Raw genomic sequence first — 24,417 nt, forward strand, 5'->3', positions numbered from 1 at the left:
GGGCAGTGGTTGGATGTGTGTTGTGCGGAACTCAATCCCGGATCAGTCGTCGCATTCCGGCGGGTCCTTGCAGACCGTCGATATGCCCTGCGGCTTTTGCTCCTCGGACAGCAGCAGTTGTGCACCCCGAATCACCACGGCATCGCCCGCGTGAAAGCCGTTCGTCACGACGAAGCCCTGATTGCCAGCGGAGTCCGCAGGCACGGCGCGGCGCGTAAAGCGATCGACGGCGGTGCGCACGTAAGCCCACGGCTGTCCGCCATACCAGACAACCGCACGTTCGGGAATCACGAGTGCCGAGGTGGCGGGCGCGGACGACGGGATGTGCGCGCTCGTGCGCGTTCCCACTGGAACGGGAATCGTCACCGTGTAGAGATACGGATTTCCCTGGATGGCCGGATCCCCCTGCGGCGAAGCGGAGAGTTTCTGCGCCTGCACGGGCAGCCCGTCCGGCGTGTCGACCGAGATGCGTGCCGGCACTGTGCCGCCGTAACCGGCGGGTAGCGTGACTCTCAGGACCGCGGCGCGGCCAGCCAGCAGGCGCCGGAACAAATCCGAATCCGGCGTCATCGCGGCGCTCGTAAGCGCATCGCCGAATTGCTGGCGCATCGTCGCTTCCAGCCCCCCCTGAGCCGCGTCGGCCGACTGCAGCTTCGCCTGGTCCGCCTGCATTGCGGCCCGCGCGTCCTGCAGGCTCTTTTGCGAGACATTCCGGTCGTCTTCGAACAACACATGACTGCGCTCGAACTGCGCGCGCGAATTGCCTGCCTGGGCGTGTAACGTGTCGAGATCCGCGCGCGCCGCAGCCAGCCGATTGCGCAGATCGAAGAGCGGTTGCAGGTCGATCACCGTCGCGTAAGCGGGCGTGTCGGCCTGGACCGCCGTCGAGGCGAGCGGCGCAGTATCAATGTGACTCGCGCGCTGCGCGTCTGGGCTGACGGTGACCACTGTCTCGCCATTGACCGTTTGCACAGTGGGCTGCGGAGCCACCTGTACAGTGGTCGGGGCCGCGGCGCCAGGATCGAGCGTCCGGTAGATGTACCAGCCGGCACCGGCCGCGAGCGCCACGGAAAGGATAGAAAGGACGAGCAGTCGAGGCTTCATCGGGCGATCTCTTGTTGGGTTGATGCCGCGTTCGCCGCATCGGGTGTCAGAGGCCGCTGCATCGCGTCTTCGAGCGCCCCGGCCGCCTGCTGGGTGGCTACGACGGCATCCAGATGGGCAATCTCGCTGGCCTGGTAATCCGCCTTCGCCTGCGTGAACGTCAGTCGATCCTCACTGCCCGCCGCAAAACTTGCGGCGTGGCTGTCGAGCTGTCTGCGCGCGGCGCCCCGGTGCGCGTCGGACAGCCGCAGCGCGTCGATGCTGGACCGGTAACGCGACAGTGCGCGGTCCAGATCGCTCAAGATCGTGTCCTGTAGCGCCGCGGTGCGAGCCGCAGCTTCCTTGCGCTTCGCTTCCGCCTGGGCGATGCCGCCCTGGTTCTGGTCGAAGATCGGCAGCGAGATGCCGGCGACGCCGAACGCGATCTTGTGAGTGCCGGTGTCGTACGTGTAGCCGGGCCCCAGGTGAATGTCGGGGTATTGCTTCGCGACCTCGAGTTGCAGCGCCGACTCGGCCGCCGCGTATTCGGCGAGCGAGCCCAGCAGGTCGGCGCGATGCAGGATCGCGTCGCGTTGTGCATCGGCGGCTGGAGGCGGAAGCGGCGCATGGTCGAACCCGGCCATGTCGAGCTGGACGCCGTCGAGCGCGGACGCCGGTACGCCGATCGCCGCGGCCAGCTGCGCGCGTGCATCCTGTTCGGCGCTTCGGGCGCTGGCCAGATCCGCTTGCGCCTGGGTGGCGGCGACCACGGCCGCGTCGACGTCGGGGCCGGCATTCTCGCCGACGGCGCGACGCTTGGTGACCATCGCGACGATCTGCTGCTCGGCTTCGGCTTTACGCGACAGGAACGCACTGTGTTCGCGAGCCGCATGGAGCGTCAGCAGTGCGTCGCGCACCTGCGCGCGGACCTTCCACGCCTCGTTTCCGATGGCCAGACGCGCGGCTTCGGACAGGTGCGACGCCTGATCGACGCGGTAGCCGCGCTTCCCCGCCGTCTCGATCGGGATATCGAGGGCCGGGCCGGTGGTGAATGGCGCACCCGGTCCCGGGTTCGGCGTGGCCCACTGGAACGGCAACTGAAGCACCGGGTTCGGGATCGCACCGGCGACGTCGATACCTGCTTTGGCGGTACCCCATTGGGCGCGGACGACATCGAGCGCCGGACTGTAGTACCACGCCGCGAGCGTGAGCAGTTCGCGATTCCATCGCGGCAGCGGCCACGGCTCGACATCGTGGCCGAGCTCACGAACGAGGTACGCGTGCAGATTGTCGCTGTCCAGCGTTCGCTGCTCGAACTGTTGGGCAAGCTGGACCGGCGCGATCGGCTGGGGGTGATAGGTCGCGCACCCCGCCAGCAGGGCGCACACAACCGGCAGTGCTCGGCGCATGGGGCATCCGTGGGTTCAGTGGCCGCCCCGGTGGGCGGCTCGAGACCCCGATGCTACGCAACCGGTTGTGAAGTTTTCGTCAAGAAGGGATCGATCCGACATGGCGCCCCGACGAGGCGGGATTGGCCGGCGGCAGGCGGAGCGAGATGCGGGTGCCCCGGCCTGGGCCGCTGTCCACTTCGATGGCCCAACCATACCGGTCGCAGAGCTTTTTCACGATCGACAGGCCGATACCGAAGCCGGGGGGTGACCTCGGTGCATCCCCCGCCTGATAGAAGCGCGTGAAAACATGCGGCACCGCTTCCGTCGGAATGCCCGGTCCCGTGTCCTCGACATTCAGCCATCCGCTTTCGTACACGAAGCGTATCCGGCCGTGGTCGGTATAACGGACGGCATTGTCGATCAGATTCGACAGCACGATGGCAAGTGCGGACCGGTTCGCGAGAAGGTGAAGATCGCGTTCCAGGTCGATTGCGACATCAATCCGTTTGTCCGACAGGCGGTCAGCGAACGGGGCCAGCGCAGTCTCAATCAGCCGCGCGATGTTCAGCGGTTCGATATCCTGCGCCGAATTCTCGCGGGCCAGCACCAGCAGCGCGTTGACCAATTCGCGCATACTGTCGGCCGCGCGGTCGATCTGTCGCAGCCGCACCCTCGATTTTTCGCCGAGCGCAGGATCCTGTTCGAGCAACTCGCAGCTCGTCTTGATGGTAGTGAGCGGGGTGCGCAGCTCGTGGCTGACGTTGCCGGTAAAATCCTTTTCGCGCTCGATCATGTCCGCCATGCGGCGGTGGTAGTCATTAAAAACCCCAACGAGTTCGACGACTTCCGCTTCATCGTAACGCCCGGGATTGATCGACGTCGACTCCCCCGCACGGAGGGCCTTGACCTGCCGCGCGAACCCGGCCACCTGACGTACGAGCAGTCCGGCCAGACCATATGCCAGCCAGATCGTCAGCAGCGCGAACACGCCGGTGCCAGCCATCAGCGCGTTGATCACCTCCTTGAACCGCTTTTCGTACGCACTGAAGTTGTAGATCCGGTACAGCCGGGTTGCGCCGAACGGCACGATCGTGACGTGAATCTCGCGACCGTCCAGGATGAGTTCGTGCGTACCGTAAGGGAGATTCATAACCGCGTCGGGCAATGCAACGGGTGTACGATCGGCTGCGGAAACGTAGCCGTTCACGCGCGCGTCGTAGAGCGGCAGCAGCGCCGCGTCGCTCTCATATGACTTCACGACGCTGGCAATGTCGTCGCGAATCAGCGCGCCGATCAGTTTCTCTTCCTGCGCTTCGGCGAGCGTCTTCACGCCGAGCGCCTGCGCGACGAGCAGCAGGATCGTGAGCGCGGAGAATACCAGCGCGACCTTGAAGCGCAGGCTACGACGCATGGGCGACGTCCACCACGAGCCGGTACCCTAGGCCGTGAACCGTTTCAATGGGATCGCTGCCGCCGTTCGCGGTAAGCGCCCGGCGCAACGTGTACACGTGCGAACGTAACGTGTCGCTGTCCGGCATCTGTTCGCCCCAGATCGCCGTTTCGAGCTCTGCCCGGCCGAGGACCCGATTCGGGGATTGCATCAGGATGCGCAGCAACTGCAGGCATTTGGGCGGCAGCTTGATGGGTTGCCCACCGCGCTCGACGGTCAACGTCTGCAGATCAAGGCGCACGTCCGCACAACAAATTGCCGCCTCGGTAACCTGCCCCCTGTAGCGCTTGATCAGCGCGCCGAGCCGCGCACCGACCTCCTTGAGTGAGAACGGTTTGACCAGATAATCATCAGCGCCGTGCCCAAAACCCTCGAGTCTGTCGTCGAGTGCGTCTCGCGCCGTCAGCATCAGCACAGGTGTGTCCCGGTGGGCTTCCTCACGCAATTTGCGGCACAGCGTCAGACCGTCCATGCCCGGCAATGACAGATCGAGCAGTATTGCATCCCAATGCTGCTCCAGCGCGAGTTGAAACCCGGCGGGACCGCTCGACGCCGCATCGACTTCATATCCGATACTCTCCAAATAGTCATAGAGGTTGGTCGCGATGCTGGCATCGTCTTCGATGACGAGAACGCGCACGATTTTCTCCCACGGTCAGTTGGCGGTACCGATTGTGCCATGCAAGCACTGAGTCCCAGCATCCTTGACCTTCCCTCCGTCGGAACGTCCATAGTAAGAACGTGGAGAGCAGCAACTTGACGTCTACCGGGACAATTCCGCAGGCCGTTCAAGTCAGCTCCCGTTCGCTGAACTCCGGATCGTACGCACTGTTGGGGGAGATTCCGTGAGCCAGCGCGCTTATCCGGGTTCCATCACACGCAGCATCGGCCGGCCACCAACATCCTTCAGTGGGAAATACGACCGGTGTGTGGTCGAATCGACTGCGACGACATGCGCATTCCGCCCGAGGCGGCCCTCGCCAATCTTGTCACCTGTACCCGCCTTAAAGCGAAATAGCGAAACGACGCCATCCTCGCCTGCCACGTAGAGCGTTGACAACGTCGGGTCGAATGCCAGCACGTCGGGATCACCACCGACCGCAAACGACTGGATTGCCCGCTTCGAGCGCATATCGAACACGATCAGCTTGGCGTTGCCTTCGCACGCAATGAAGGCGAGACGATCATGCGAATCGATCAACAGGCCATGATTGCCTTTGGCGCCCAGCAGATCGAAGCGACCAACGATTCGGTCGGTCGCCGGATCAATTTCGACGAGCTGACGGCGCGTCTGGACGTTCACGAAGATGTGATGCGAGATCGGATCGTATTGCGTGTTTCCGGCCTCGCCGTCGAGCGGAATCGTGGCGACGCGCTGATTGGTTCGTACATCGATGACGGTTTCCGTTTCCCCGTATTCATCGGACACGTAGAGCTTGCCCACGTCTGGCGCATAGGCCATTCCGTCGGGATAGCGCCCGCCCGGCATACGCGCGACGATCTTCAGCGTGGAAGCGTCGATCGCTACGACCTCGTTTGTACCGGTCGCGGATGCATACACACGCGAGAGCTCGGGAACCGCGAGAACACCATGCACCGAGGATACATCTCCGATCCGGGCGATCACGCGCGACGCGGCCGTATCGAATACCACGACCTCCCCGTCGCCAAGATGCGCGATAAAGAGCAAGTTGCGATTCGTATCCAGGCTTGCGTAGTCGAATCGCGTCCTTCGTCCGGGCAATGGAACATCCGCAACGTGTTTTAGCGGCAAGCTGCCAAGCGAGAGATCGTCTGCTTCCGCATGAGCACGGTAGGCAGCGAAGCCCGCGACGCAGAGCATCCCTAAGAGCCCGGCCAGCAGAAGCAGACCCAGGCGTAAATCTCGAAGGTGTTTCATAACTCGATCCTGCGACAACCAACACCGCCGCATTCAGCGCAAGCCATCACCAGACCGCGAATCAAGGCAGAAGAATCTTTGTAGTAGAAGCTGGCGCGGTTCCGGATATCACGATCAGCGGAAGCAACCGGCAGCACGTGAAATGCGAGCGGGGCGTGCGTTACTTCAATTCGGCTTGCTGCGTCTGCGGCGCCGAGAAGCATCGAACTACCGACTACCCCAAGGCACCGCGTCTCGGCCCAGTCATTCAGTCGGTTGCTCGCGCAACCGACGGCGCATTTCATGCCGATTTCCGCACCGGCTGTGCTGCCTGAAATCTCTGGGCCGCATTTTCCCAGTTGACGAGTCTGAAGAGCTGATTGACGTATTCGGCACGCCGGTTTTGATACTTCAGGTAGTACGCATGCTCGAAAACGTCGAGGATCAGAATCGGCTGGATACCCCAGGCCGTGAGCTTCTGGTGATTCTCGCACTGAAGGATCATCAGTTTTTCCGTAACCGGGTGGTAGCCGACGACACCCCAACCGGACGCCTCAACGGCAACCGTGGCTGCGACCAACTGAGCCTTGAATTTCGCATACGACCCAAAATTCCTGTCGATAGCTTTGGCCAGTTCGCCCTTCGGTTCGCCGCCCTTGCCCGAAATGCTCGTCCAGTAGACGGTATGCAGGATGTGACTGGACAACTGGAAAGCGAGCTCTTTCTCGTAGAACTTCACCAGCGCGAAATCGTTCGACTCGCGCGCTTTCGCCAACGCCTCCTCGGCCTTGTTCGCAGCCGCCACCGCAGGCTTGTGGTGAAAGTTGTAGTGCAACTCGACGGTACGTGCGTCGATGACTGGTTCGAGCGCGTCATAGGAAAAGGGCAGCGGCGCTGCGGCATATTTGCCGTCCGCGTCGGTCAATTTGTCGCGGTATACGGGCGCCTCTGCCGCGTAAGCGGTTCGCGTCTGAGCGAGCATGATGCCGGCGCCAACTGCAGCGCTGTTGTGCAGGAAGATTCGTCGTGAAGACATGGCTCTCTTCTCCTCAATGGGTGGCGCCCATCACAGAATTCGGATGGCGTGCGTATGGTTCATGCAAATTTACAATCAGGCTAGTACTGGCCGCTGCACCTGCGAGATCGACTCTTGAATTCTGTTACACGCGCGTCAGCGCGGATGCCGACGCTCGCTGGCTAGTGATGGCAACAACGCCTGACGTGGATAGCTAACTGTACTTCTATCGTTCGTATTCCGTATTAATTGAATTCCCATCAATTCATCTGAGGTGGCCAGTTGTGCTTCTCGGACTGGCATGACTGACACCATGCATACAGGGCGTCGTATATCACCATGCCGTGTCGAAGCATCTCATGGTCATCTGCGAAGTTTTGTGACAGTCCGAGCGAGATTGCGTACAACCCGGACGACTGAGGTGTCAGGTCTAGATGCGACGTGTCTGCGCCTCGAATGATGGTCGCGAGCTGGTACAGCGCCGAATCCTCCAGGCCGTATTTCTTCAGAAACGCGTCGAAGCTGCACAGCTCACCATCATGCGACAGCTCGACGCCGGGGATGTCATATGGAATCGCGCCGGTCTCGTCGGCCACGCGCAGCACGTCTCGATTGGGTACGTAGAGAAATTCAGGCTGTTTGTCGATAAATCGGGCGATAAGCCAGGGGCAGGCAATGCGGTCGATCTTCGGCCGTTCACGGGTAACCCATTTCATTGGGGACTCCTTGTCATGAGGGAGAAGTCAGACTTCCGGTTAATCGTCGTCATCGTCGTCGCCAGCGTGCGCGACGATCAGCGCGCCGTCTTCCGCGACGACAAATTTCTGCTCCTGACCGTTTATCAGGACCGACGCACGATAGAACGTCTTTCCGTTTCGGGTCAGTTTTTCAATCTGCTTGACATTGCCGTTCTGGGATTGCCGATTGAGCGTTGCTTGCACCGCGGCGGGCACCTGTGCAGCCGAAACCACCTCGGCCGGGTGCTTCTCCGCCGGATTTCTGTCGCAGCCGGCCAGCGCCACGCACAGCGCGACGAACACCGCAGGTGGCAGGAATCTGAAAAAAGGTTTCATTGCATACTCCTTGTCGGCGCGAGCTTGTTCCTGGTTCGAGCCGGGGCAGATCGCCTTCTGCGCCGGCTCTTCGACAACGCACATTCCTGTAGAGCAGTTCGCGCTATTACGCGATCAGGTGAATCGCCATCCCGGCAATGCAGCACCCCGCGAGCGTGGTCATCATCCCGAGCTTGAACCGGAACAGCGCCAGCATTGCGGCAGCGGAGAGAACCAGAGACCAAAGATCGAGACTCGACAGCACCGGAATCTGCAAGGTCATTCCCAAAGCATGCTTCACGTTGACTTGCGCAAACAACGTATGAATCGCGAACCACGTGGCCAGGTTCAGGATTACGCCGACGACGGCGGCCATGATCGTCGAGAGCACCGCGTTGAGCGCGCGGTTGTTGCGCAGGGCCTCGATGTACGGCGCACCGATGAAGATGAACAGGAACGACGGCGCGAAGGTCACCCACTTCGCGAGCACACCGCCGAGCGTGCCGGCGAGCACCGGGTCGAGCGCGCCGGGCTGACGGAACGCGGCCATGAAGCCGACGAACTGCACGACGCTGATGAGCGGCCCCGGCGTCGTCTCGGCCATGCCGAGACCGGCCAGCATTTCGCCGGGCGCGAGCCAGTGATAGTGGTCGACGGCTTGTTGTGCGACGTAGGTCAGGATCGCGTAGGCGCCGCCGAAAGTAAGCACCGCCATCTTGCTGAAGAAGGTGGCGATGTGCGTGAACACGCTGTCCGGGCCGATCGTAGCCAGAAACACGAACAGCGGCCCGAGCCAGAGCAGCACACCGATCGCCGTCACCTTGAGCGCGCGAGCATGTGACGGGCGCACGTGCTCAGGAATTTCCACGGCGAACGCGGCGTCGATTGCGGGCAGCGGCCCTTCGTCGTGCTCCGTTTCTTTCTGCCCGGTCGTACCGCGCGACGACAATGTGCCGGTCGCGCGGCCGACCAGGCCGATCGCGGCTGCCGCGATGATGATGAAGGGGAACGGCACCGCGAAGAAGAAGATCGCGATGAACGAGAGCGCGGCAACGGCAACCATCGTGCGGGTCTTCAGTGCGCGGCGCCCGACGCGTACCACGGCCTCCAGCACGACCGCGAGCACGGCGGCCTTCAGGCCGAAGAACAACGCCTGGACATACCCGACGCTTCCATAAGTCGCAAAGACCCAGCTCAGAATCCCGAGCGCAACGAGACCGGGCAAGATGAAGAGGAGGCCGGCCACGAGGCCGCCGCGCGTTCGATGCAGCAGCCAGCCGATGTAGACGGCCAGCTTGTGCGCTTCGGGCCCGGGCACGAGCGTGCAGTAGTTCAGCGCGTGCAGGAAACGCGTTTCGCTGATCCAGCGCTTTTCCTCGACCAGGATCCGGTGCATCACGGCGATCTGGCCCGCGGGGCCGCCGAAGCTGAGCGCGGCCACGCGGACCCATACCCAGAATGCGTCGCGGAACGAGACGCCGTGGCGCTCGTGCGCGGGAATGTCCTGTGTCGTGGCGACAGGTCGCTGCGCGTCGACAGTGGTGGTGTCCATCAAATCGATTCTTCCGGTGGTGTCATGGGCCAGGCGCGCCGCACCGATCGCGACGCATGCCCGGATCAGCGGGTCGCGTCGGCGAATCGCGCCGCGACGTTGGTCCAGTTGATGTTCTGCATGAACGCGTCGACATAGGCGGCCGCTTTCGCGCCGAAGTCGATGTGATACGCGTGTTCGTACATGTCGAGCGCCAGCAGCGGCGTGCCGTCGGCCAACGTGTGCGCGTGATCCGACGCCCATTGGTTGGTCAGCCGCCCGAGCCGCGGCGACCAGCTCAATAGCACCCACCCGGAGCCGCCGCCGAGCGCCTTGCCCATTGCCGTGAATTCGGCGCGCCAGCGCTCGACGCTGCCGAAGTCACGCACGAGCGCGGCCGCGAATGCGCCATCGAGCGACCCGTTCGCGCCGAGGCCGTCGAAGTAGATCTCGTGCAGGATCATCGAATTCGCGGCAATCAGTTCCTCGCGCTTCAGACCGTTCAGCACGAACACGGGCGACGCGGCCGGATCGATCGACGCCAGTTGCTCCGTGATGGCGCCGAGGCGTTTGACGGCGCCGCCGTAGTTGTTCTCGTAGTGGCTGACGATCAGCCGTTCGGACAGGCCCTGCAGTTGGGCCGGATCGCATGCCAGCGTTTTCATCTGGTACGTCATGTTCGTCTCCCGGTAACGCGGGTCAGTGATGGAGGAACGGATAGGCCGCCAGCCCGATGAGTGCCGCTGCGGTCACGATCACCGGTTCCTGCAGCTTCTTGAAGCGCCACAACAGCAGCACGGTAGCGACGGCGAGCAGCGCGGTTGGCACGTCGACGATCGATCGCTTCGCGATGACGAGCACGGAGCCCGTGATCGCGCCGACGGCCGCGGCCGTGATGCCGTCGACGAACGCCTTGACGCTCGGCAGGTGACCGTACTTCTTCACGTACGGCGCGGGGATCACCGTGAACAGGTAGCACGGCAGGAACGTGCCGAGCGCCGCGACGATCGCGCCGGGCAGCCCGGCGACGAGGTAGCCGATGAAGCCGACGGTGATTACGACCGGGCCGGGTGTGATCATCGCGACCGCGACAGCGTCGACGAACTGCTTGTCGTTGAGCCAGTGGTGCTCGGTGACGACGCCGCCGTACAGGAACGGCACAATCGCGAGCCCCGAGCCGAACACGAAGGCGCCGGCCTTCGTGAAGAACACGCCGATCTGCACGAGTTGCGGCACGTCGATGCTGCTCAGCCAGCCGCTGGCCGCAGGTAGGTTGGCGGCCGCGACCGCGTTCAATCCTCCCTTGTGCAGCCATTTCGGCGGGGCGCGCCACAGCCACCCGATCAGGCCGGCGACGATGAACAGCCACGCGATTTCCGATTCCGTGATGAAGGTCACGGCGGCCAGCGTGAGGAAAATGGCCCAGAGGAGTTTGTCGTGGCCGACGGTCTTCGTCGTGAGCTTGTACGCGCTCATCGCAATGATGCCAACCACCGCGGCACCGACGCCGTAAAACACGGCCTGCATCCACGACAGCCCGCCGAAGTGCGCGTACGCGAAGCCGAGCGCGAGCACCATCAGGAACGACGGCAGCACGAATGCGAAGCCGACGAGCGTCGCGCCGAGAATCCGGTAATGGACGAAGCCGAGGTAGATCGCGAGCTGGGCGGCCATCGGCCCCGGTGCGAGCTGGGCCAGCGTGAGTCCTTCCTTGTAGTCCGCTTCGGTAATCCAGCCGCGTCGATCGACGAGGTCGCGGCGCATGTAGCCCGCGAGCGCGACCGGTCCGCCGAATCCGAATGTGCCGAGGCGCAGCATGTAGCCGACCAGTTGACCCAGCGAATAGGTCGGTTCGGTCGTGGCGATGGCGGTGGTCATGACTTGGCCCCAGATCCGTTCTTGTCGTTCGACGCGAAATGCGCATGCAGCGAGTCGAGTACCGCGCCCATCTGCTCGAGCAGTTGATCGTCGTTGTCTGTGCGCTGTCGCGTGCCCGCCATCACGGCCTCGAAGCCAACCGCTTCCGGCGCCGCGGTACCGCCGACGTCGAGCGCATGCACGATCTCGCCGAGCCGCATCAGCGCCGGGTCCCGGTCGAGCCCGAAACTCGCGAGCAGCACCTCGAACGTCACGCGTTCGCCGACGTGGGTGAAGGTCGCGCCATCGAAATCGAAGCCCAGTGCATCGGCCGGGCAATCGACCGGCGACGCGAGCCAGATGAAGCGGGCGCGCGCGTCGATGAAACGGCGGATCAGCCACGCGCTTGCGACACGGTCGACCCACATGCGCTGCCGTGTCGCCCAGGTGCGGCCTTGGTATTCACCAATCGCCAGCGGGCGAATGGCGCGATCCGCGGCATGCGGCTCGCCCGGCGACAGCACGGTGTCGACCAGTGCGACGAAATCCTGCAGCGCGACTTCGGCGCGGGTGGCCGAATCGCCCGGGAAATAGTCGATCGCACGGAGCGAGTCGTAGTCCTTGCGCAGGCGCCGCAGCAGGCGGGTCAGTTCGGTGGCGGATTGCCCGGTCAGCGTCTTGCGCGCGTCGGCGAGGGTGCGGGTAAAGGCCGCGTAATCGTCGTCGCGGCTGAACAGCGCGCGGAATTCCTGCTCCTGCGAAGCATCGAGGCTCGGTGCGCGCAGCAAGTGGGCCGTGCCGCCGCTTTCGGCGATCCCGTCCGCCAGTTCGCGCAGCGTGCTTTCGTGCTCGGCGGTGTACGGAAGCAGGTAGATGCCGTCGCGCAGCACCGCGCAGCCCTTTGCCTTGAGCGCGCGCCAGTACCGCATGCGGGCTGTCGCGTTTTCAGTGGGAAGGGTCAGAACGAGAAGCGACCAGGTCGTGAGCGTATCCATGTAGCGAATACTACTCATGTGTTATTCACGCTACAAGTTAACTTTTAACCGACCTCGGGGTATGAACACGGTAAGCGCAAATTCCTATCATAAGCCTTGGGGTTATGAAACTTCTTGCGCTTATACCTCAAATGCCATTAGCCGGCGGTTTACTGCTTGAAGTTCCGTGAACTAAACGCCTGATCGAACTGCCGAGCTCGCTGTACCTCGTCGCCATGCAGATAAGTCGACGTCGTCGAGATCGACGCGTGGCGCAGGTTGTCGCGCACCATGATCAGCTCGGCGCCGCGCGCGAGCGCGTGCGACGCGTGCGTGTGCCGCATCCAGTGCGGGCTCGCGCGCCGCAGCTTCTCAGCGGTTGCCGGCCGTTCGTCCTGGATCGCGTCAGCCGACAGCACGAAGAACCGGCGCAGCACGCGCCACAGTCGAGTGCTTTCGATGCCCGCGCCATCTTCACCGAGACTCGCAACGAGTGGCGTCGCCGGGTTCCAGCGCGCCGGCGTGACGGGCAGTCCGCGCTGCACGAGAGATTGATCCAGCGCGGTTCGAGCGAGCGACGGCAACACCACCTTACCGAGCTTGCCGCCCTTGCCGAGCACGTGCAGCCAGTGATCGCCGTGCTCGTCGCGGCGGATATCGCCGAGCGTCGCACTGACTAGTTCGCTCGCGCGCAGGCCGGTCGCGTAGCCGAAGTCCAGCAGAAACCGCAGGCGCTGCGCCGCCGGCGTACTCCAGCCGTATGACCATTCGAGGCCATCGGCAAGCGTGCGGATCAGCAGCCACTCACCCTCGGTAAAGCCGCGAGACACGTCCAGTCCCGCACGCTGCACGTGGCTCTTGATCTTGACACCGGCAAACGGATTCGCGAGTACGTAGCGCTGCTCGACGAGCCATCGAAACAACGCCGACAAGACGTTCAGGGCATACGCCGCCGAGCGGGCGGACAGCGGACCAGTGAACGGCCGCCATTCGACGTTGTGCCGCGGCCGCGACGGGCCAACCCAGCGCTCGCGCGGCGTTGGCCGCCGTAGGAAACTCCGGTAGGCGATTGCATCGTCGGTGGTGAGCGACGACAGAGCGCAACTGCGCTCAACGATCGCCCACAGGATCAGGCGTTCGGCCTCTTTCCGGTAGGCGCGCTGCGTGGCGGCCGATTCGTGCAGCGACAGCCACGACTGAACCGCCTCATAGTCGTTCGAGGCCTTCAGCAGGCAAGCGCTTTCCGGGGCGCGGAACTGTCCGCGCGAACCGTCGACCTCGTGCGGCACACGCAGTTGCTCCCACGGCACGATGCCGCCGGACGGTGCTGCGACGATCAATTCTCGCGCGCGTTCGGTTAGCGCCGGATGGGCAGCGAAGAACGCCTCGATGCGGCGCGCGCCGGCTGCGCCGAGCCCGGCGATCGCCGACCACCAGCGACGGCGCCGCGGAATTCGCACGGTCAGGTCCGCGAGTGTCCGAATACCGTGCGCGTGCAACGCTTCAGCGATGCGCGGCGGCAGCCACACCTCGACGGCATCGGTGATCAGCGGCGCCGGCGCGGGCAAATTGCGGAGCGTCTCGATCGCGCGGGCCACGCCATCGGCCGACGCACGCATCAGGCGAGCGACGAACGCGGCCGCGAGGTCCGCTCGGTGGCGAGCCAACGCGTACGCAACGAGCTGCCGGCGAATCCGGCTGAGCATTCCGCGCGACGACGCCCCGGCTGCCCGGCGGCCTCCGAGATAACGGGCCACGGCGGCTCGCGCGTCCAGGCCAGCGTACCAACTGCGCAATGCCGCGAGTTCGGCCTCGTCGGGAAAACCAAGTTCGATCCCGTCGGTGGAGAGGGTGTCGCGCGTTTTCATGACAGCCAGTTTAGATCAAATTCGATGATGGGCTGATAATGTTCGTTATCTGTCTATCGTCGTTCAAATATCAACGACTGCCTTTCTGTCGATGCTGTCACGTGCCCGCTGCGGCCGCGATAGGCGAGCGCTTGCCCGCTACGATGTAGCGCTGCAGCCGCTCCCAGGCAGTCAGGTATCGATGCCACGGAATTGCGGCAAGCTGCTCGTCGTGGATGACCAGAATGCGCTCGACGATCACCAGTTCGTGATCGAGCAGCAGGCAGTGCTCCCCACGACCCACACTCGTGACGCATGCATTGAGCGCTGCTTCGGCGCGCCGGTACAGATCAAAGTCCGTGCCGGTCGACGTCGCATCCCGCAAATAGAACTCGAGGTACACAACGCGCACCAGGAAACTGGCCTGGTCGAGGTCGCCGCGCCCACCCCGCACGGCGGGCCAGGGCGAGGTGGTTCTCCAGTGACGGCGCGCGGCGGATCAACTTTCGGTGCTGCACGAGCAGATCTTCGCATTGGTTGACGAACTGGCGTGCGGCACCATCGACCAAATCAAGAGCACGAGCGACGACGAACCAGCTGCGACGGTCTCGTCGGGTGGCTGACTATCGGGCGCGCTTTGGTCTTGGTGGCGCAGCAGGCTGAAAACGCCAGATTTTGCATCCGAAGGACACGGTTTCGCGAAGTCAAGATACCTCTATGCCATTGATTCATAACGACATTTATAGCGAAACCGCCAGATTTTGCACGAAAAGGACGATTACCCCGGCACGACGTCGAAGAGATCGAACCGCGGCCCCGGGAACCAGATATCGGCGTCGTAGAGGGCGAGCGTCTGCAGTTCCGGATCCGCGTCGAAGACCGCGGCCGCGGAGATGTAGCGATCCCACGCAAGGTCGCCGACGCCTGCCGCGGCATAGACCTCGATACCGTCGGCACGCAGCCGCTGCTGTTTTTCCTCGGACAAGCCATAGCCGATGACGCCGATGCGCCCCCGGTAGTCCGTCGCGCGCAGCGATACGATGAAGGGGACCACCATCTCGTACCAGGCCTGCGTGTTGTCGTCGATTGCGAAGGCGACGAGATGACGGCGGTTGGTCTCGTTGTTGTCGGACGTGTTCATGCGTGTGGTGATTAATTGGAAGTCCGCGTTTCGAATAGGTCCGGCTGCGGGTTTTTACGCGCGCGGCCGATTATCGGGAAGCAGTCGAACACCCATTATCGTCAGACGATATCGGCAGGAATCAATTCAAGGGCTTACCCGTTCGTTGACAAAGGGCTGCTCGATTGTAATGAATATCGAGGGATCCGCTGAGCCTTACGCAAGCCGATTACGCGATTTTTACAACGGCGCGATATTCCGGTGCGGTTTAAAAGTACGCCGCAACTCGGAGCATTTGTTAAATAGCTTGAATGACCGACAAACGGCCAGCAATTTGCCTTACCATCCGGCCGTCATTCCGACTGATGCCGAGCCCGGTCGTCCGCCCCAGGACATCGGCCGTGGTTTTTATTATTCAGGTGCTCGAACCGGGCGCCGATTTCATTCGAACGCCAGGACCGATCATGCTCCAGTCCCCGGGAGATTCCTTCGTCAACGGTTCGTTGCTCGGCCTGTGCGTCGAGGTTCCGCTCGCCGCGCTGGTTTCGCTCGCCATGCACGGCGTCGACTGGAACGGACAGCGCATCGCGATGCTGATCGCAACGCCGGTGCTGATCGCATGCATTGCGCTGCTGACCCGCCCGGTGGCATTCAGCACGGTATGGAAGCACAAACGCTCGCCTTTCGTGCTCGACGACAATGTGCGCGCATCGATCTACGGCCGGCTCTGCGGGATCGCGCTCGGGGTAGTGTTCGGGATCATGGTCGCGACGACGTTCTCCTGATCCGGTCGAGCCGGATCGCCCGACCCGACCAGGTCTACGTCGAGCTTGAAGCCGTGAGATCGCATGCGCTTCTTCCTGCCGCACCGCCTCACGCCGCCGCCACCACCGAGTTGAACGACGTATCCCAGAACGGCGCGACATTCGCCGGCCCGTCCAGCACGCCGATGCGAGCGAACACGTCCGCGACCTGCTGATGCTGCGCCACCACGTCGGGCGTCACCGGCAGCAGCGCATAGTCGTCGCTGCGCTGCTCGAACATCGCGACGAGATCGGCAACCGGCACGCGCGTCTCGCGGTTCTGCACGAGCGCATAGTCGCGGAAATGCCCGTTCGCCCACGCATACGCGTGTCGGAACCGCTGTAGCAGATCGCCCGTCGCGGCACGACGGCGCGCATCGTCGAGCGTGCGCGGGTTCGCGTAGACCGGAAAATTGCCCGACAGATAACCCTTCCCCGTCTTCAGCACGCGTGCGCCGTAGCGATTGCGCGCGAGCTGGCCGTTGTAGCCGTAGATCGCCCATGCATCGATATCGCCGCGATCGTATGCGGACAACCCGTCGGTCGGCGACAGGTTGATCGGCTGGATGTCGTCGAAGCTCAGGCCGGCCTCCGCCAACTGGCGATACAGGAAATAGTGCGACGTCGTCGCGCGCACGTAGCCGACGCGCTTGCCCTTCAGTTCCGCGATGCTGCGGATCGGCGTGTCCTTGCGCGCGAGCGTGACCTGGTTGTTCAGGTCTTCGCGTGCGCGGGAGATGAACCGCACATTGGCCTTCTGGCGCGCCGCGAACACAGCCGGAATTTCGCTGCCCGAACCGATATCGAGCGCGTCCGCGTTGAGTGCCTCGATGTGCAGCACGCCGTTATTCAGTTCGCGCCATTCGATCCGGTACGGCGTGTCGTCGAGGCCGGCCGCCTGCAGCAGCGCGCGCCAGCCGCCCTTGTAGGTCGCGACGCGCAACGTCGTGCCGGCGAGATCGGCATTGACGGCCGGCGCGGCGAACGCGGCCCTTGCGGCCAACGGGGCCGACACGACCGCGGCACCGGCGAGCAGCAGGCGGCGGCGTGCCACCGAGATTGACGACATCGGATGCTCCTGTGAATCGAACAAGAAGTGAAAAGCGTTGCGTCAGTGAAGCACCGGAAACCCGTGGCGTTCGGCCAGCAGTTCGAGGATGCGCCGCGCGTCGGTGACGAAGCGCACTTCGCCGAGTGTCTGCGCGTCGTCCGGCGCCGGCTGGTCGCGACCGAGCACAAGCACGGGCAGGCCCTGGTGCGCGTCGTCGAGCGCGTCGATCACCGCGTGCCGCGGCCGCTCGAAACCGATGCGCTGCACGTCGATGCGGCCGGCGCGGTCGGGCGCGCTCGCCAGCAGCCCTTCGATCGGCAGTCCATGCGGACAGACGAAGCGTTGGCCCGGATGCTTCGGATCGGTAAAGCCCGGTTCCAGCAAAAACAGCACATCGCGACTCATGTCGAACGGCTCCCGTGTTCGTTGTACGACCGGGACGAACGCGCACGTCGGCGCCCTCGTACTCCCGGAGCATGCCGGCCCGCGACCGGATGCCCGACTCTACCGTCACGCATCGCCCTGCCCTACCAACGTTTTGCGAAATCGATATGCGGCCGCGCATAGCGCATCGGCCGTTCGCCGAACAGGGGGCCGTTGCATAAAAGCATCGCGAGGCGAGCCGCATGTGTTGCGGACATCGAACGATTTCATCGATCGATATGACGGCGGTCGCACGTTTCCGGCGCTCGACGTTCGCCGTCGGTGCGATGCGTTCGCCGCAGCATGCGCGCCGGACGCGATCGCGACGTACGTGTCGAGCGTGCGGCACTGCACATTACAAATCGGCCGCGCAGCGATTTACAAACCACGGATCGACCGTTCATCGCGGCTCCCGTCGTCAATAGCATCGTCATCCTCGCAGACGTAGTCATAAAAACAGAGGATGGTCATGATCAAGAAATCGGTAGTCCTGGGTTTGGTTTCGATCGGTTCGGTCAGCGCGCATGCGCAGAGTTCGGTCACGTTGTACGGCGTCGTCGATGCCGGTATCGCCTATACGAACAACCAGGGCGGTGCGAGCAACATCCAGCAGACGAGCGGCAAGCTGAGCGGCAGCCGCTGGGGCCTGAAAGGCGCGGAGGATCTCGGCGGCGGCCTGCAGGCGGTCTTCACGCTCGAAAGCGGGTTCCGGCCGAGCGACGGCGGGCTCGGCCAGGGCGGCCGCCTGTTCGGCCGCTCCGCGTACGTGGGCCTCGCGAAGAAGGGCCTCGGCACGCTGACGTTCGGCCGCCAGTACGAGCCGATCACCGATCTCGTCGCGCAGTACTCGGGGTCCGGCTTCTGGTCGCCGGCCACGCACGTGGGCGACAACGACAACCTGAACCAGAGCTTCCGGCTGAACAACGCGGTGAAGTTCCGCAGCGACACGATCGCCGGCTTCACGGCCGACCTGCTCTATGCGTTCAGCAACCAGGCGAACGGCGGCGCGGGCACCGGTTTCTCGAACAACAACGCGTGGGGCGTGTCGGCGAACTACGTGAACGGCCCGCTGTCGGTCGGCGGCGGCTACGTGCGGCTCAATCATCCGAACGCGACGTCGAATACGAGCGGCGCGGTGGGCGGCGCGACCTCGACCACCGGCAACGACTACAGCGGCGCGTTCTTCTACGGGCTGAACGGCGGCGTGCTCAAGCAGCAGATCGGCGCCGTGGGCGCGAACTACGCGCTCGGCCGCGCGACGCTCGGCTTCACGTGGAGCCACACGCAGCTCGACTACGTCGACGGCTCGTCGCGCAAGTTCAACAACTACGACGCGAACGCGCGTTACCAGATCACGCCGGCTGCCACGCTGATCGGCGTCTATACGTTCACCGACGGGCGCGCGAGCGGCCTGCCGGGCACCGGCGGCCAGACGCTGAAGCCGCGCTGGCACCAGTTCACGCTCGGGTTCGACTACGCGTTGTCGAAGCGCACCGATATCTACCTGTCCGGCATCTACCAGCTTGCGGCCGGCGATCCGAGCACGGCGACGTCGGGCGGTTATCGCAAGGTCGCGGCGATCTCGAACATCGGCAGCGCGTCGTCGACGAATCGCCAGGTCGCGCTCGTCAGCGGGCTGCGCGTGAAGTTCTGACGGCACGCGCATCGGGCGCGGCACGACAGGCATGATAAGCAAAGCGGGAATCGTTGTTTGCCGCGTCGCGCCCGGTTGCCGAGAATGTCCGTTTCCCCGCGTGCGGCCGCCGCACGCGATACGCGTTCGACCATGACCGACTCCCGTTCCCCTTCCCGCGCGCCGCGCACCGGCCGGCGCGCGACGCTGCGCCGGCTCGCCGGCGGACGGGCAGGCGCGCTGCTGCCTGGCGGCGCGCGCGCTCGCAAGCCAGTCGCTCTCGCTGCTCTCCCCGCTGGATGGGCCGGCGTGGACGGGTTCACCGGAGCATCACGCGTTGCTCCCGGCCGAACTGCCGCATCGCGTGCGCATCGTCGTCGTTCGGCTTCGGCTCGCACGCACCCTGCAAGGAACCCGTCATGAGCGACACTCCCCTCGCCGCCCCGGTCGCACCGTCGCCGTTCGTCGACGTTCGCTCGCCTGCGGATTTCCCCGACAGCCCGGTGTCGCGCGCACTCGCGCAGCCGCTGATGCTCGGTTTGTTCCTGCCGATCCAGGCCGGCGGATGGAGCGCGTCGACGCTGCCGCGCTCGACCGACTGGACCTTCGACTACAACGCCGACCTGGTCGCGCACGCCGAAGCGCTCGGCTTCGATCTCGTGTTCGCGCTGTCGCAGTGGCTGCCGAAAGGCGGCTACGGTGGCGTGTTCGACGGCCAGGCACTCGACTCGTTCATGACGCTCGCCGCGCTGACCGCGCGCACCGAGCGAATCATCCTCGTCGCGACGAGCCATGTGCTCTACGGGCCGTGGCATCCGCTGCATTTCGCGAAGTTCACCGCGACGCTCGATCACATCTCGCGCGGGCGCTGGGGCATCAACGTCGTGACCGGCCACCGTGCGATCGAGCACGAGATGTTCGGCTGGAACCGGATCGAGCACGACCGCCGCTACGAGATGGCCGCCGAATTCCTCGACGCGGTCCAGCAGTTGTGGGCGCAACCGGACAATTTCAGCTATGCGCCCGCACTGTCGAGCTGGCGCCTGGGCGGCGCATTCGTGACGCCGAAGCCGCGCTACGGCCGCCCGCTGCTGATCAATGCGACCGGCTCGGACGCGGGCATCGATTTCGCGGCGCGCTATTCGGACATCGTGTTCGTCACGAGCCCGGCCGGCCCCGACGTCGACCTTGCGCTCGACGCGCTGCCCGCACATGCCGCACGCGTGAAAGCGGCCGCCGCGGCACGCGGACGGACGATCCGCACGCTGCTCAATCCGCTCGTGATCTGCCGCGAGACAAGCGCAGAAGCGCGCGCGTACCGCGACGCGATCGTCGCGCACGCGGACGAAGGCAGCTTCCACCGCTTCGACAGCGACGCACATGCGTGGCGCGGCGGCTTCGAGCAGCGTTCGCAGGCAGCGGCACGCGCAATCGGCGGCAATATCTCGATCACGGGCTCGCCGGCCGAAGTCGCCGACACCATCGTGCGACTGCACCGCGCGGGCATCGACGGGATCCAGTTGAGCTTCTACGACTTCAAGCCCGACCTCGACTTCTTCGGCGAGCGCGTGCTGCCGCTGTTGCGCGACGCGGGCTTGCGGCATTGACGTCAGGCGGCGGAAGCGTCGCGCGCGGCGGCGTCGCGACGCACCGGCCGCTGCAACCCGAGATGATCGCGCAGCGTGCTGCCCGCATAGTCGCTGCGAAACAACCCGCGGCGGCGCAACTCGGGCAGCACCAGCGCGATGAAATCGTCGAGCCCGCGGGGCAGCGTCGGCGCCGTAGTGCACGAACCGCTCCGCGAGCGGGTCGACGATCTGCTCCGCCGTGCCGACGAGTTGCCAATGGCCCGCGCCCGCGACGCGCAGGTAGAGCTCGCGAATCGTCAGGTTCTCGCGGCGCGCGAGTTCGAGCGTGAGCGCCTGCCGGCTCTTGCTTGCATTGGTTTCCCGCAGCGGCGGAATCGGGCCGTCGAGCGGATACCCGTGCGCGCGTCCGGATCAGAACACACGCCCTTCGGTCAGGTGCGTCGTCACGCCGTTCAGTTCGTAGTCGCCGACCACGCGCGCCTTGTGCAGCAGCGGGTTGTGGCTGAAGATCGTGCGCAGGTTGCGCCAGTGCCGGTCGAGGTTGTGTTCGCGCGCCGTCGCCGATGCACCGCCGACTTCGAACAGCCGCTCGGCCGCATGCAGCGCGAGCTTGCTGACGATCAGTTGCGTGCGCGCGGTCGCGAGCGCGCTGTCGAGCACGAGTGCATCTGCATCGGCGCCGCCGGCCTCGATCGCGTCGGCAGAGCGGTCGAGCGCTCGCGCGTTTTCGCGTACGAGCCCGTCGATCGCGTGACTGTGCGCGGACAGTTCGCCGACGACCTGCTGGATGAAATGATCGTCGCGCGCGGTCGGTGCCGGGCTATGCAGCGCCGGGCGGCCGTGTGCGAGCACGTATCGGCGCGCATCGGCGACCACGTTGCGCACGATCCCCGCGCCCGTCGCGACGAGATGAAGCTGCCGCAGCGCGCCGCAATGGCGGCCGACGAGCGACGAGCCGTCGCGCGCGGCCACTTCGTCCGCGAACACCTGCACGTCGTCGAGCAGCAGGCTGCCGCTCGCGGTCATGCGTTGGCCCATCCCGTCCCAGTCGTCGAGCACCTGCACGCCGTCGCGCGCGACCGGAATGATCACGGCAAGTGCAGCGCCCTGCTCGCTCTCCACGTTGATGCGCGCGAAATCGGCAAACGCGGTGCCCGTCGAATAGAATTTGCGGCCCGTCACGCGATGGTGCGCACCGTCCCGGCGCAGCACGGTCGTGTTCTCGCCGGGCCGCGACGTGCCGCGCTCGGTCGACGCGCCGCCGAAGATCGCGCCGGCCAGCACACGCTCGAGCTGCACGTCGTTGAACGGCGTGCGCGGCGACAGCCGCAGCGTCTCGGTCATGTCGTAGTGAATGCGCAGCGCGTGCGCGAGATTCGAATCGGCCGCGGCCAGCGTCGCGATCGTGTCGAACAGATCGACCAGCGTGCCGCCGAGGCCGCCGCGCGCGACCGGAATACGCAGTACGCCCAGCGCCGAGCGCCGGAAGATCGCGAAGCCTTCGAACGGCAGTTCGCGACGCGCCTCGCGTTGCGCGGCATCCTGCCCGATCGCGTTCGCGAGATCGGGTAGCGCAGCGAGCGCGTCGCGCAACGCGTCGCGCGGATCGACGGCATCACGTGCGGTCATTCGGCAGTTCCTTATGCGAGAAGATCGGGAGCGTCGCTGCGCGTCGTAATCACGGCATCAGCGACACGACGCACCTACGGCACCGCAAAGTATAGGGACGCACCCGCCGCGCGTGAAAAACCGATTTCAGCTTTTGTTATGCGTGCGCCGGGAATGACGGCGCACCATCGCGTCAGTGCTGGATACCCCAGCGCCGCACGGTCGCGCGTTCGAGCGTGTCGAACACGAGGTTCTCGACCAGCAGGCCGATCACGATCACGGCCGCGAGGCCCGCGAACACGCGGTCGGTATACAGCTCGTTGCGGTTCTGGAAGATGTACCAACCGAGCCCGCCCTGCCCCGCGCTCGCGCCGAACACGAGCTCGGCCGCGATCAGCGTGCGCCACGCGAACGCCCAGCCGACGCGCAGGCCAGACAGGATCGACGGCAGCGCAGCCGGCACGAGGATCAGCGCGATCTGGCGCAGGCCCGTGAGGCCGTAGTTGCGCCCGGCCATCTTCAGCGTGGCCGGCACGCCCGCGAAACCCGTGTACATGCTGAGCGCGAGCGGCCACAGCACCGCATGCACGAGCACGAACAGCAGGCTGCCGGTGCCGAGCCCGAACCACAGCAGCGCGATCGGCAGCAACGCGATCGACGGCAACGGATTGAACATCGACGTGAGCATCGTCAGCAGGTCGCGGCCGATGCGCGTCGAAACCGCGAGCGACGTCAGCGCGAACGCGAAGAACACGCCCAGCGCGTAGCCGCGCAGCAGCACCGACATCGAGATGCCCGTCTTCACGAGCAGTTCGCCCGATTCGATGCCCTGCACGAACGCGGCCAGCGTCGCGCCGAAGGTCGGTACGAGCAGATCGTTCGTGACGATGCGCGCGACGATCTCCCATCCGGCGATCAGCACGAGCGCGATGACGCTGCGACGAAACCATCCTGCGCCGACGATGCGGCGCAACAGCGGGGCCGGTGCCGCGCGTTCGGCGTCGGGCAGCGTGTCGAGCGTGCGTTCGTATTCGGCGCGCACGGGCGGCAGCGGCGGCAGGACCGGATCGATCGTGCTCATGATGCGACTTCCTCCGTGTCCAGCGCGCTCGTTGCATCGGTATCGAACAGCAGGCGATGGATCCGCGCGACGTTGTCGCGGAAGTCGCCGGTGTCGACGCTGTCGAGCGAATGCTCGTGACTGTTGAGTTCCGCGCGCACGCGGCCCGGATGCGGCGACAGCAGCAGGATCCGGTTGCCGACGACGAGCGCTTCCTCGATCGAATGCGTGACGAACAGCAGCGTGAAGCGAAACTCGTCCCACAGCCGCAGCAGTTCCTCCTGCATCTTGCGGCGCGTGAGCGCGTCGAGCGCGGCGAACGGCTCGTCCATCAGCAGCACGCGCGGCTGCATCGCAAGCGCACGCGCGATCGCGACGCGCTGCTTCATGCCGCCCGACAGCGTGTGCGGATACGCGTCCGCAAACCCGCTCAGCCCGACCTTGTCGAGATAGTGCAGCGCGCGTTCGCGTGCTTCGGTACGCGACAGCTTCGCAGCGGCGCGCAACGGAAACGCGACGTTCTCGACGACCGTCTTCCACGGCGGCAACTGGTCGAATTCCTGGAACACCACGATGCGGTCGGGCCCCGGTCCGCGCACCGGCAGGCCATCGAGCGCGATCGAACCCGACACGGGCTCGATGAAGCCGGCAATCGCCTTCAGCAGCGTCGACTTCCCGCACCCCGACGGGCCGAGCAGCACGAAGCGGTCGCTGCCATACACGTCGAAGCTCACGTCGTGCGTCGCGCGAACGATCCGCGCGCCGCTGCGGTATTCGAGATTCACGCGGTCGATGGCGAGCAGGCGTTCGCTGTGCGCGCCGGCCTGCGCGGGCCGGATCGCGGCGCGCGTGTCGGGCGCCGCCTGCGCGGTGGACGACACGCCGCGGCGCGCCGCAAACGGCGGCAGCCAGGTTCGGGGAGAGGTAGCGTTCACGATCGAATCTCTTGCGGGGAAAGCATCAACATACGGCCGGGCCTTGCGCGGACCAACCAACGATTGCGCCTATCGAAACCGCGCCGACGCATAAGCGTCGATCGCGGCGTCGAAGC

24 protein-coding genes and 1 pseudogene are annotated in these 24,417 nt (G+C 64.9%); 3 read left to right on the forward strand and 22 right to left on the reverse strand.

Going from position 1 to position 24,417, the window contains the following annotated elements; genetic code table 11:
- Positions 1-42: 42 nt before the first annotated feature.
- The 16 genes from R9B84_RS18610 to R9B84_RS18685 all read right to left on the reverse strand — a co-directional run bounded on the left by R9B84_RS18610 (position 43) and on the right by R9B84_RS18685 (position 15,220).
- Positions 43-1,104 carry an efflux RND transporter periplasmic adaptor subunit gene (locus R9B84_RS18610; RefSeq protein WP_423760835.1) on the reverse strand — a complete coding sequence of 354 codons (1,062 nt, stop codon included), beginning with the start codon at positions 1,102-1,104 and terminating at the stop codon, positions 43-45.
- Entirely contained in the window at positions 1,101-2,492 is a 1,392-nt protein-coding gene (locus tag R9B84_RS18615; protein ID WP_423760836.1) for a TolC family protein, read from the reverse strand. The genes R9B84_RS18610 and R9B84_RS18615 overlap by 4 nt, the downstream gene beginning before the upstream one ends.
- A 79-nt stretch (positions 2,493-2,571) precedes the next feature.
- Positions 2,572-3,885 (reverse strand): sensor histidine kinase, encoded by a 1,314-nt coding sequence (locus R9B84_RS18620; protein ID WP_423760837.1) that lies wholly within the window; start codon positions 3,883-3,885, stop codon positions 2,572-2,574.
- Positions 3,875-4,564 (reverse strand): response regulator transcription factor, encoded by a 690-nt coding sequence (locus tag R9B84_RS18625; protein WP_423760838.1) that lies wholly within the window; start codon positions 4,562-4,564, stop codon positions 3,875-3,877. Before R9B84_RS18625 ends, R9B84_RS18620 begins: the two co-directional genes overlap by 11 nt.
- Positions 4,565-4,783: 219 nt before the next feature.
- Positions 4,784-5,824: a hypothetical protein gene (locus R9B84_RS18630; protein WP_423760839.1), complete on the reverse strand. Its 1,041-nt coding sequence runs from the start codon at positions 5,822-5,824 to the stop codon at positions 4,784-4,786.
- Positions 5,821-6,108 carry a hypothetical protein gene (locus tag R9B84_RS18635; protein WP_423760840.1) on the reverse strand — a complete coding sequence of 96 codons (288 nt, stop codon included), beginning with the start codon at positions 6,106-6,108 and terminating at the stop codon, positions 5,821-5,823. The genes R9B84_RS18630 and R9B84_RS18635 overlap by 4 nt, the downstream gene beginning before the upstream one ends.
- The gene (locus tag R9B84_RS18640) at positions 6,105-6,839 is read right to left on the reverse strand and encodes a superoxide dismutase (RefSeq protein WP_423760841.1); all 735 of its coding nucleotides are present in this window, start codon (positions 6,837-6,839) and stop codon (positions 6,105-6,107) included. The genes R9B84_RS18635 and R9B84_RS18640 overlap by 4 nt, the downstream gene beginning before the upstream one ends.
- Before the next feature lie 239 nt (positions 6,840-7,078).
- Positions 7,079-7,534 (reverse strand): chromate resistance protein ChrB domain-containing protein, encoded by a 456-nt coding sequence (locus R9B84_RS18645; protein ID WP_423760842.1) that lies wholly within the window; start codon positions 7,532-7,534, stop codon positions 7,079-7,081.
- A gap of 39 nt (positions 7,535-7,573) precedes the next feature.
- Positions 7,574-7,891, reverse strand: a complete 318-nt coding sequence (locus R9B84_RS18650; protein ID WP_423760843.1) for a hypothetical protein — start codon at positions 7,889-7,891, stop codon at positions 7,574-7,576.
- Positions 7,892-7,997: 106 nt separating this feature from the next.
- Positions 7,998-9,422, reverse strand: a complete 1,425-nt coding sequence (chrA, locus tag R9B84_RS18655) for a chromate efflux transporter (protein ID WP_423760844.1) — start codon at positions 9,420-9,422, stop codon at positions 7,998-8,000.
- A gap of 65 nt (positions 9,423-9,487) precedes the next feature.
- Entirely contained in the window at positions 9,488-10,078 is a 591-nt protein-coding gene (locus R9B84_RS18660; protein WP_423760845.1) for a superoxide dismutase, read from the reverse strand.
- A 22-nt stretch (positions 10,079-10,100) separates the two neighbouring features.
- Positions 10,101-11,279, reverse strand: a complete 1,179-nt coding sequence (locus tag R9B84_RS18665; protein WP_423760846.1) for a chromate transporter — start codon at positions 11,277-11,279, stop codon at positions 10,101-10,103.
- Positions 11,276-12,253: a chromate resistance protein ChrB domain-containing protein gene (locus R9B84_RS18670; protein ID WP_423760987.1), complete on the reverse strand. Its 978-nt coding sequence runs from the start codon at positions 12,251-12,253 to the stop codon at positions 11,276-11,278. Before R9B84_RS18670 ends, R9B84_RS18665 begins: the two co-directional genes overlap by 4 nt.
- Before the next feature lie 149 nt (positions 12,254-12,402).
- A complete protein-coding gene (locus tag R9B84_RS18675) occupies positions 12,403-14,100 on the reverse strand; it encodes a phage integrase family protein (RefSeq protein ID WP_423760847.1) in 1,698 nt (565 codons plus the stop codon).
- Between the two features lie 97 nt (positions 14,101-14,197).
- Complete coding sequence (locus R9B84_RS18680) at positions 14,198-14,482, reverse strand: hypothetical protein (protein ID WP_423760848.1); 285 nt, start codon at positions 14,480-14,482, stop codon at positions 14,198-14,200.
- 375 nt (positions 14,483-14,857) lie between these two features.
- A complete protein-coding gene (locus R9B84_RS18685; RefSeq protein ID WP_423760849.1) occupies positions 14,858-15,220 on the reverse strand; it encodes a hypothetical protein in 363 nt (120 codons plus the stop codon).
- A gap of 290 nt (positions 15,221-15,510) precedes the next feature.
- Between R9B84_RS18685 and R9B84_RS18690 the strand changes: the two genes are divergently transcribed.
- Positions 15,511-15,984, forward strand: coding sequence for a hypothetical protein (locus R9B84_RS18690; RefSeq protein ID WP_423760850.1), 474 nt, complete (start codon positions 15,511-15,513; stop codon positions 15,982-15,984).
- An 88-nt stretch (positions 15,985-16,072) separates the two neighbouring features.
- Here the strand turns inward: R9B84_RS18690 and R9B84_RS18695 are convergent, their stop codons facing one another.
- Positions 16,073-17,071, reverse strand: coding sequence for an ABC transporter substrate-binding protein (locus R9B84_RS18695; RefSeq protein ID WP_423760851.1), 999 nt, complete (start codon positions 17,069-17,071; stop codon positions 16,073-16,075).
- A 42-nt stretch (positions 17,072-17,113) separates the two neighbouring features.
- Entirely contained in the window at positions 17,114-17,458 is a 345-nt protein-coding gene (locus R9B84_RS18700) for a DUF3088 domain-containing protein (protein ID WP_423760852.1), read from the reverse strand.
- A 487-nt stretch (positions 17,459-17,945) separates the two neighbouring features.
- Here R9B84_RS18700 and R9B84_RS18705 point away from each other — a divergent pair, with 487 nt between their 5' ends.
- Both R9B84_RS18705 and R9B84_RS18710 read left to right on the forward strand, forming a co-directional pair.
- A complete protein-coding gene (locus tag R9B84_RS18705; RefSeq protein WP_047904663.1) occupies positions 17,946-19,130 on the forward strand; it encodes a porin in 1,185 nt (394 codons plus the stop codon).
- Positions 19,131-19,528: 398 nt separating this feature from the next.
- On the forward strand, positions 19,529-20,716 hold the full coding sequence (locus R9B84_RS18710; RefSeq protein ID WP_423760853.1) for an LLM class flavin-dependent oxidoreductase: 1,188 nt from the start codon (positions 19,529-19,531) through the stop codon (positions 20,714-20,716).
- A 2-nt stretch (positions 20,717-20,718) separates the two neighbouring features.
- Here R9B84_RS18710 and R9B84_RS18715 read toward each other — a convergent pair.
- From R9B84_RS18715 to R9B84_RS18730, 4 genes and pseudogenes are all read right to left on the reverse strand, one after another.
- A pseudogene (locus R9B84_RS18715) lies at positions 20,719-21,094 on the reverse strand (nitrilotriacetate monooxygenase); the annotation flags it as partial.
- 15 nt (positions 21,095-21,109) lie between these two features.
- Positions 21,110-22,327: an acyl-CoA dehydrogenase family protein gene (locus tag R9B84_RS18720; RefSeq protein ID WP_423760854.1), complete on the reverse strand. Its 1,218-nt coding sequence runs from the start codon at positions 22,325-22,327 to the stop codon at positions 21,110-21,112.
- Between the two features lie 172 nt (positions 22,328-22,499).
- Positions 22,500-23,387: an ABC transporter permease gene (locus tag R9B84_RS18725; protein WP_423760855.1), complete on the reverse strand. Its 888-nt coding sequence runs from the start codon at positions 23,385-23,387 to the stop codon at positions 22,500-22,502.
- Complete coding sequence (locus R9B84_RS18730; RefSeq protein ID WP_423760856.1) at positions 23,384-24,361, reverse strand: ABC transporter ATP-binding protein; 978 nt, start codon at positions 24,359-24,361, stop codon at positions 23,384-23,386. Before R9B84_RS18730 ends, R9B84_RS18725 begins: the two co-directional genes overlap by 4 nt.
- Positions 24,362-24,417 lie beyond the last annotated feature (56 nt).

The organism is Burkholderia sp. NLJ2, assembly GCF_049487195.1.
GTDB lineage: Bacteria > Pseudomonadota > Gammaproteobacteria > Burkholderiales > Burkholderiaceae > Burkholderia > Burkholderia pyrrocinia.

Coding starts and splice junctions, on each gene's coding strand:
- R9B84_RS18610 (WP_423760835.1), bottom strand. CDS start 1,104: ATGAAGCCTCGACTGCTCGTCCTTTCTATCCTTTCCGTGGCGCTCGCG.
- R9B84_RS18615 (WP_423760836.1), bottom strand. CDS start 2,492: ATGCGCCGAGCACTGCCGGTTGTGTGCGCCCTGCTGGCGGGGTGCGCG.
- R9B84_RS18620 (WP_423760837.1), bottom strand. CDS start 3,885: ATGCGTCGTAGCCTGCGCTTCAAGGTCGCGCTGGTATTCTCCGCGCTC.
- R9B84_RS18630 (WP_423760839.1), bottom strand. CDS start 5,824: ATGAAACACCTTCGAGATTTACGCCTGGGTCTGCTTCTGCTGGCCGGG.
- R9B84_RS18635 (WP_423760840.1), bottom strand. CDS start 6,108: ATGAAATGCGCCGTCGGTTGCGCGAGCAACCGACTGAATGACTGGGCC.
- R9B84_RS18640 (WP_423760841.1), bottom strand. CDS start 6,839: ATGTCTTCACGACGAATCTTCCTGCACAACAGCGCTGCAGTTGGCGCC.
- R9B84_RS18645 (WP_423760842.1), bottom strand. CDS start 7,534: ATGAAATGGGTTACCCGTGAACGGCCGAAGATCGACCGCATTGCCTGC.
- R9B84_RS18650 (WP_423760843.1), bottom strand. CDS start 7,891: ATGAAACCTTTTTTCAGATTCCTGCCACCTGCGGTGTTCGTCGCGCTG.
- chrA (WP_423760844.1), bottom strand. CDS start 9,422: ATGGACACCACCACTGTCGACGCGCAGCGACCTGTCGCCACGACACAG.
- R9B84_RS18660 (WP_423760845.1), bottom strand. CDS start 10,078: ATGACGTACCAGATGAAAACGCTGGCATGCGATCCGGCCCAACTGCAG.
- R9B84_RS18665 (WP_423760846.1), bottom strand. CDS start 11,279: ATGACCACCGCCATCGCCACGACCGAACCGACCTATTCGCTGGGTCAA.
- R9B84_RS18670 (WP_423760987.1), bottom strand. CDS start 12,253: ATGGATACGCTCACGACCTGGTCGCTTCTCGTTCTGACCCTTCCCACT.
- R9B84_RS18675 (WP_423760847.1), bottom strand. CDS start 14,100: ATGAAAACGCGCGACACCCTCTCCACCGACGGGATCGAACTTGGTTTT.
- R9B84_RS18685 (WP_423760849.1), bottom strand. CDS start 15,220: ATGAACACGTCCGACAACAACGAGACCAACCGCCGTCATCTCGTCGCC.
- R9B84_RS18690 (WP_423760850.1), top strand. CDS start 15,511: ATGACCGACAAACGGCCAGCAATTTGCCTTACCATCCGGCCGTCATTC.
- R9B84_RS18695 (WP_423760851.1), bottom strand. CDS start 17,071: ATGTCGTCAATCTCGGTGGCACGCCGCCGCCTGCTGCTCGCCGGTGCC.
- R9B84_RS18700 (WP_423760852.1), bottom strand. CDS start 17,458: ATGAGTCGCGATGTGCTGTTTTTGCTGGAACCGGGCTTTACCGATCCG.
- R9B84_RS18705 (WP_047904663.1), top strand. CDS start 17,946: ATGATCAAGAAATCGGTAGTCCTGGGTTTGGTTTCGATCGGTTCGGTC.
- R9B84_RS18710 (WP_423760853.1), top strand. CDS start 19,529: ATGAGCGACACTCCCCTCGCCGCCCCGGTCGCACCGTCGCCGTTCGTC.
- R9B84_RS18720 (WP_423760854.1), bottom strand. CDS start 22,327: ATGACCGCACGTGATGCCGTCGATCCGCGCGACGCGTTGCGCGACGCG.
- R9B84_RS18725 (WP_423760855.1), bottom strand. CDS start 23,387: ATGAGCACGATCGATCCGGTCCTGCCGCCGCTGCCGCCCGTGCGCGCC.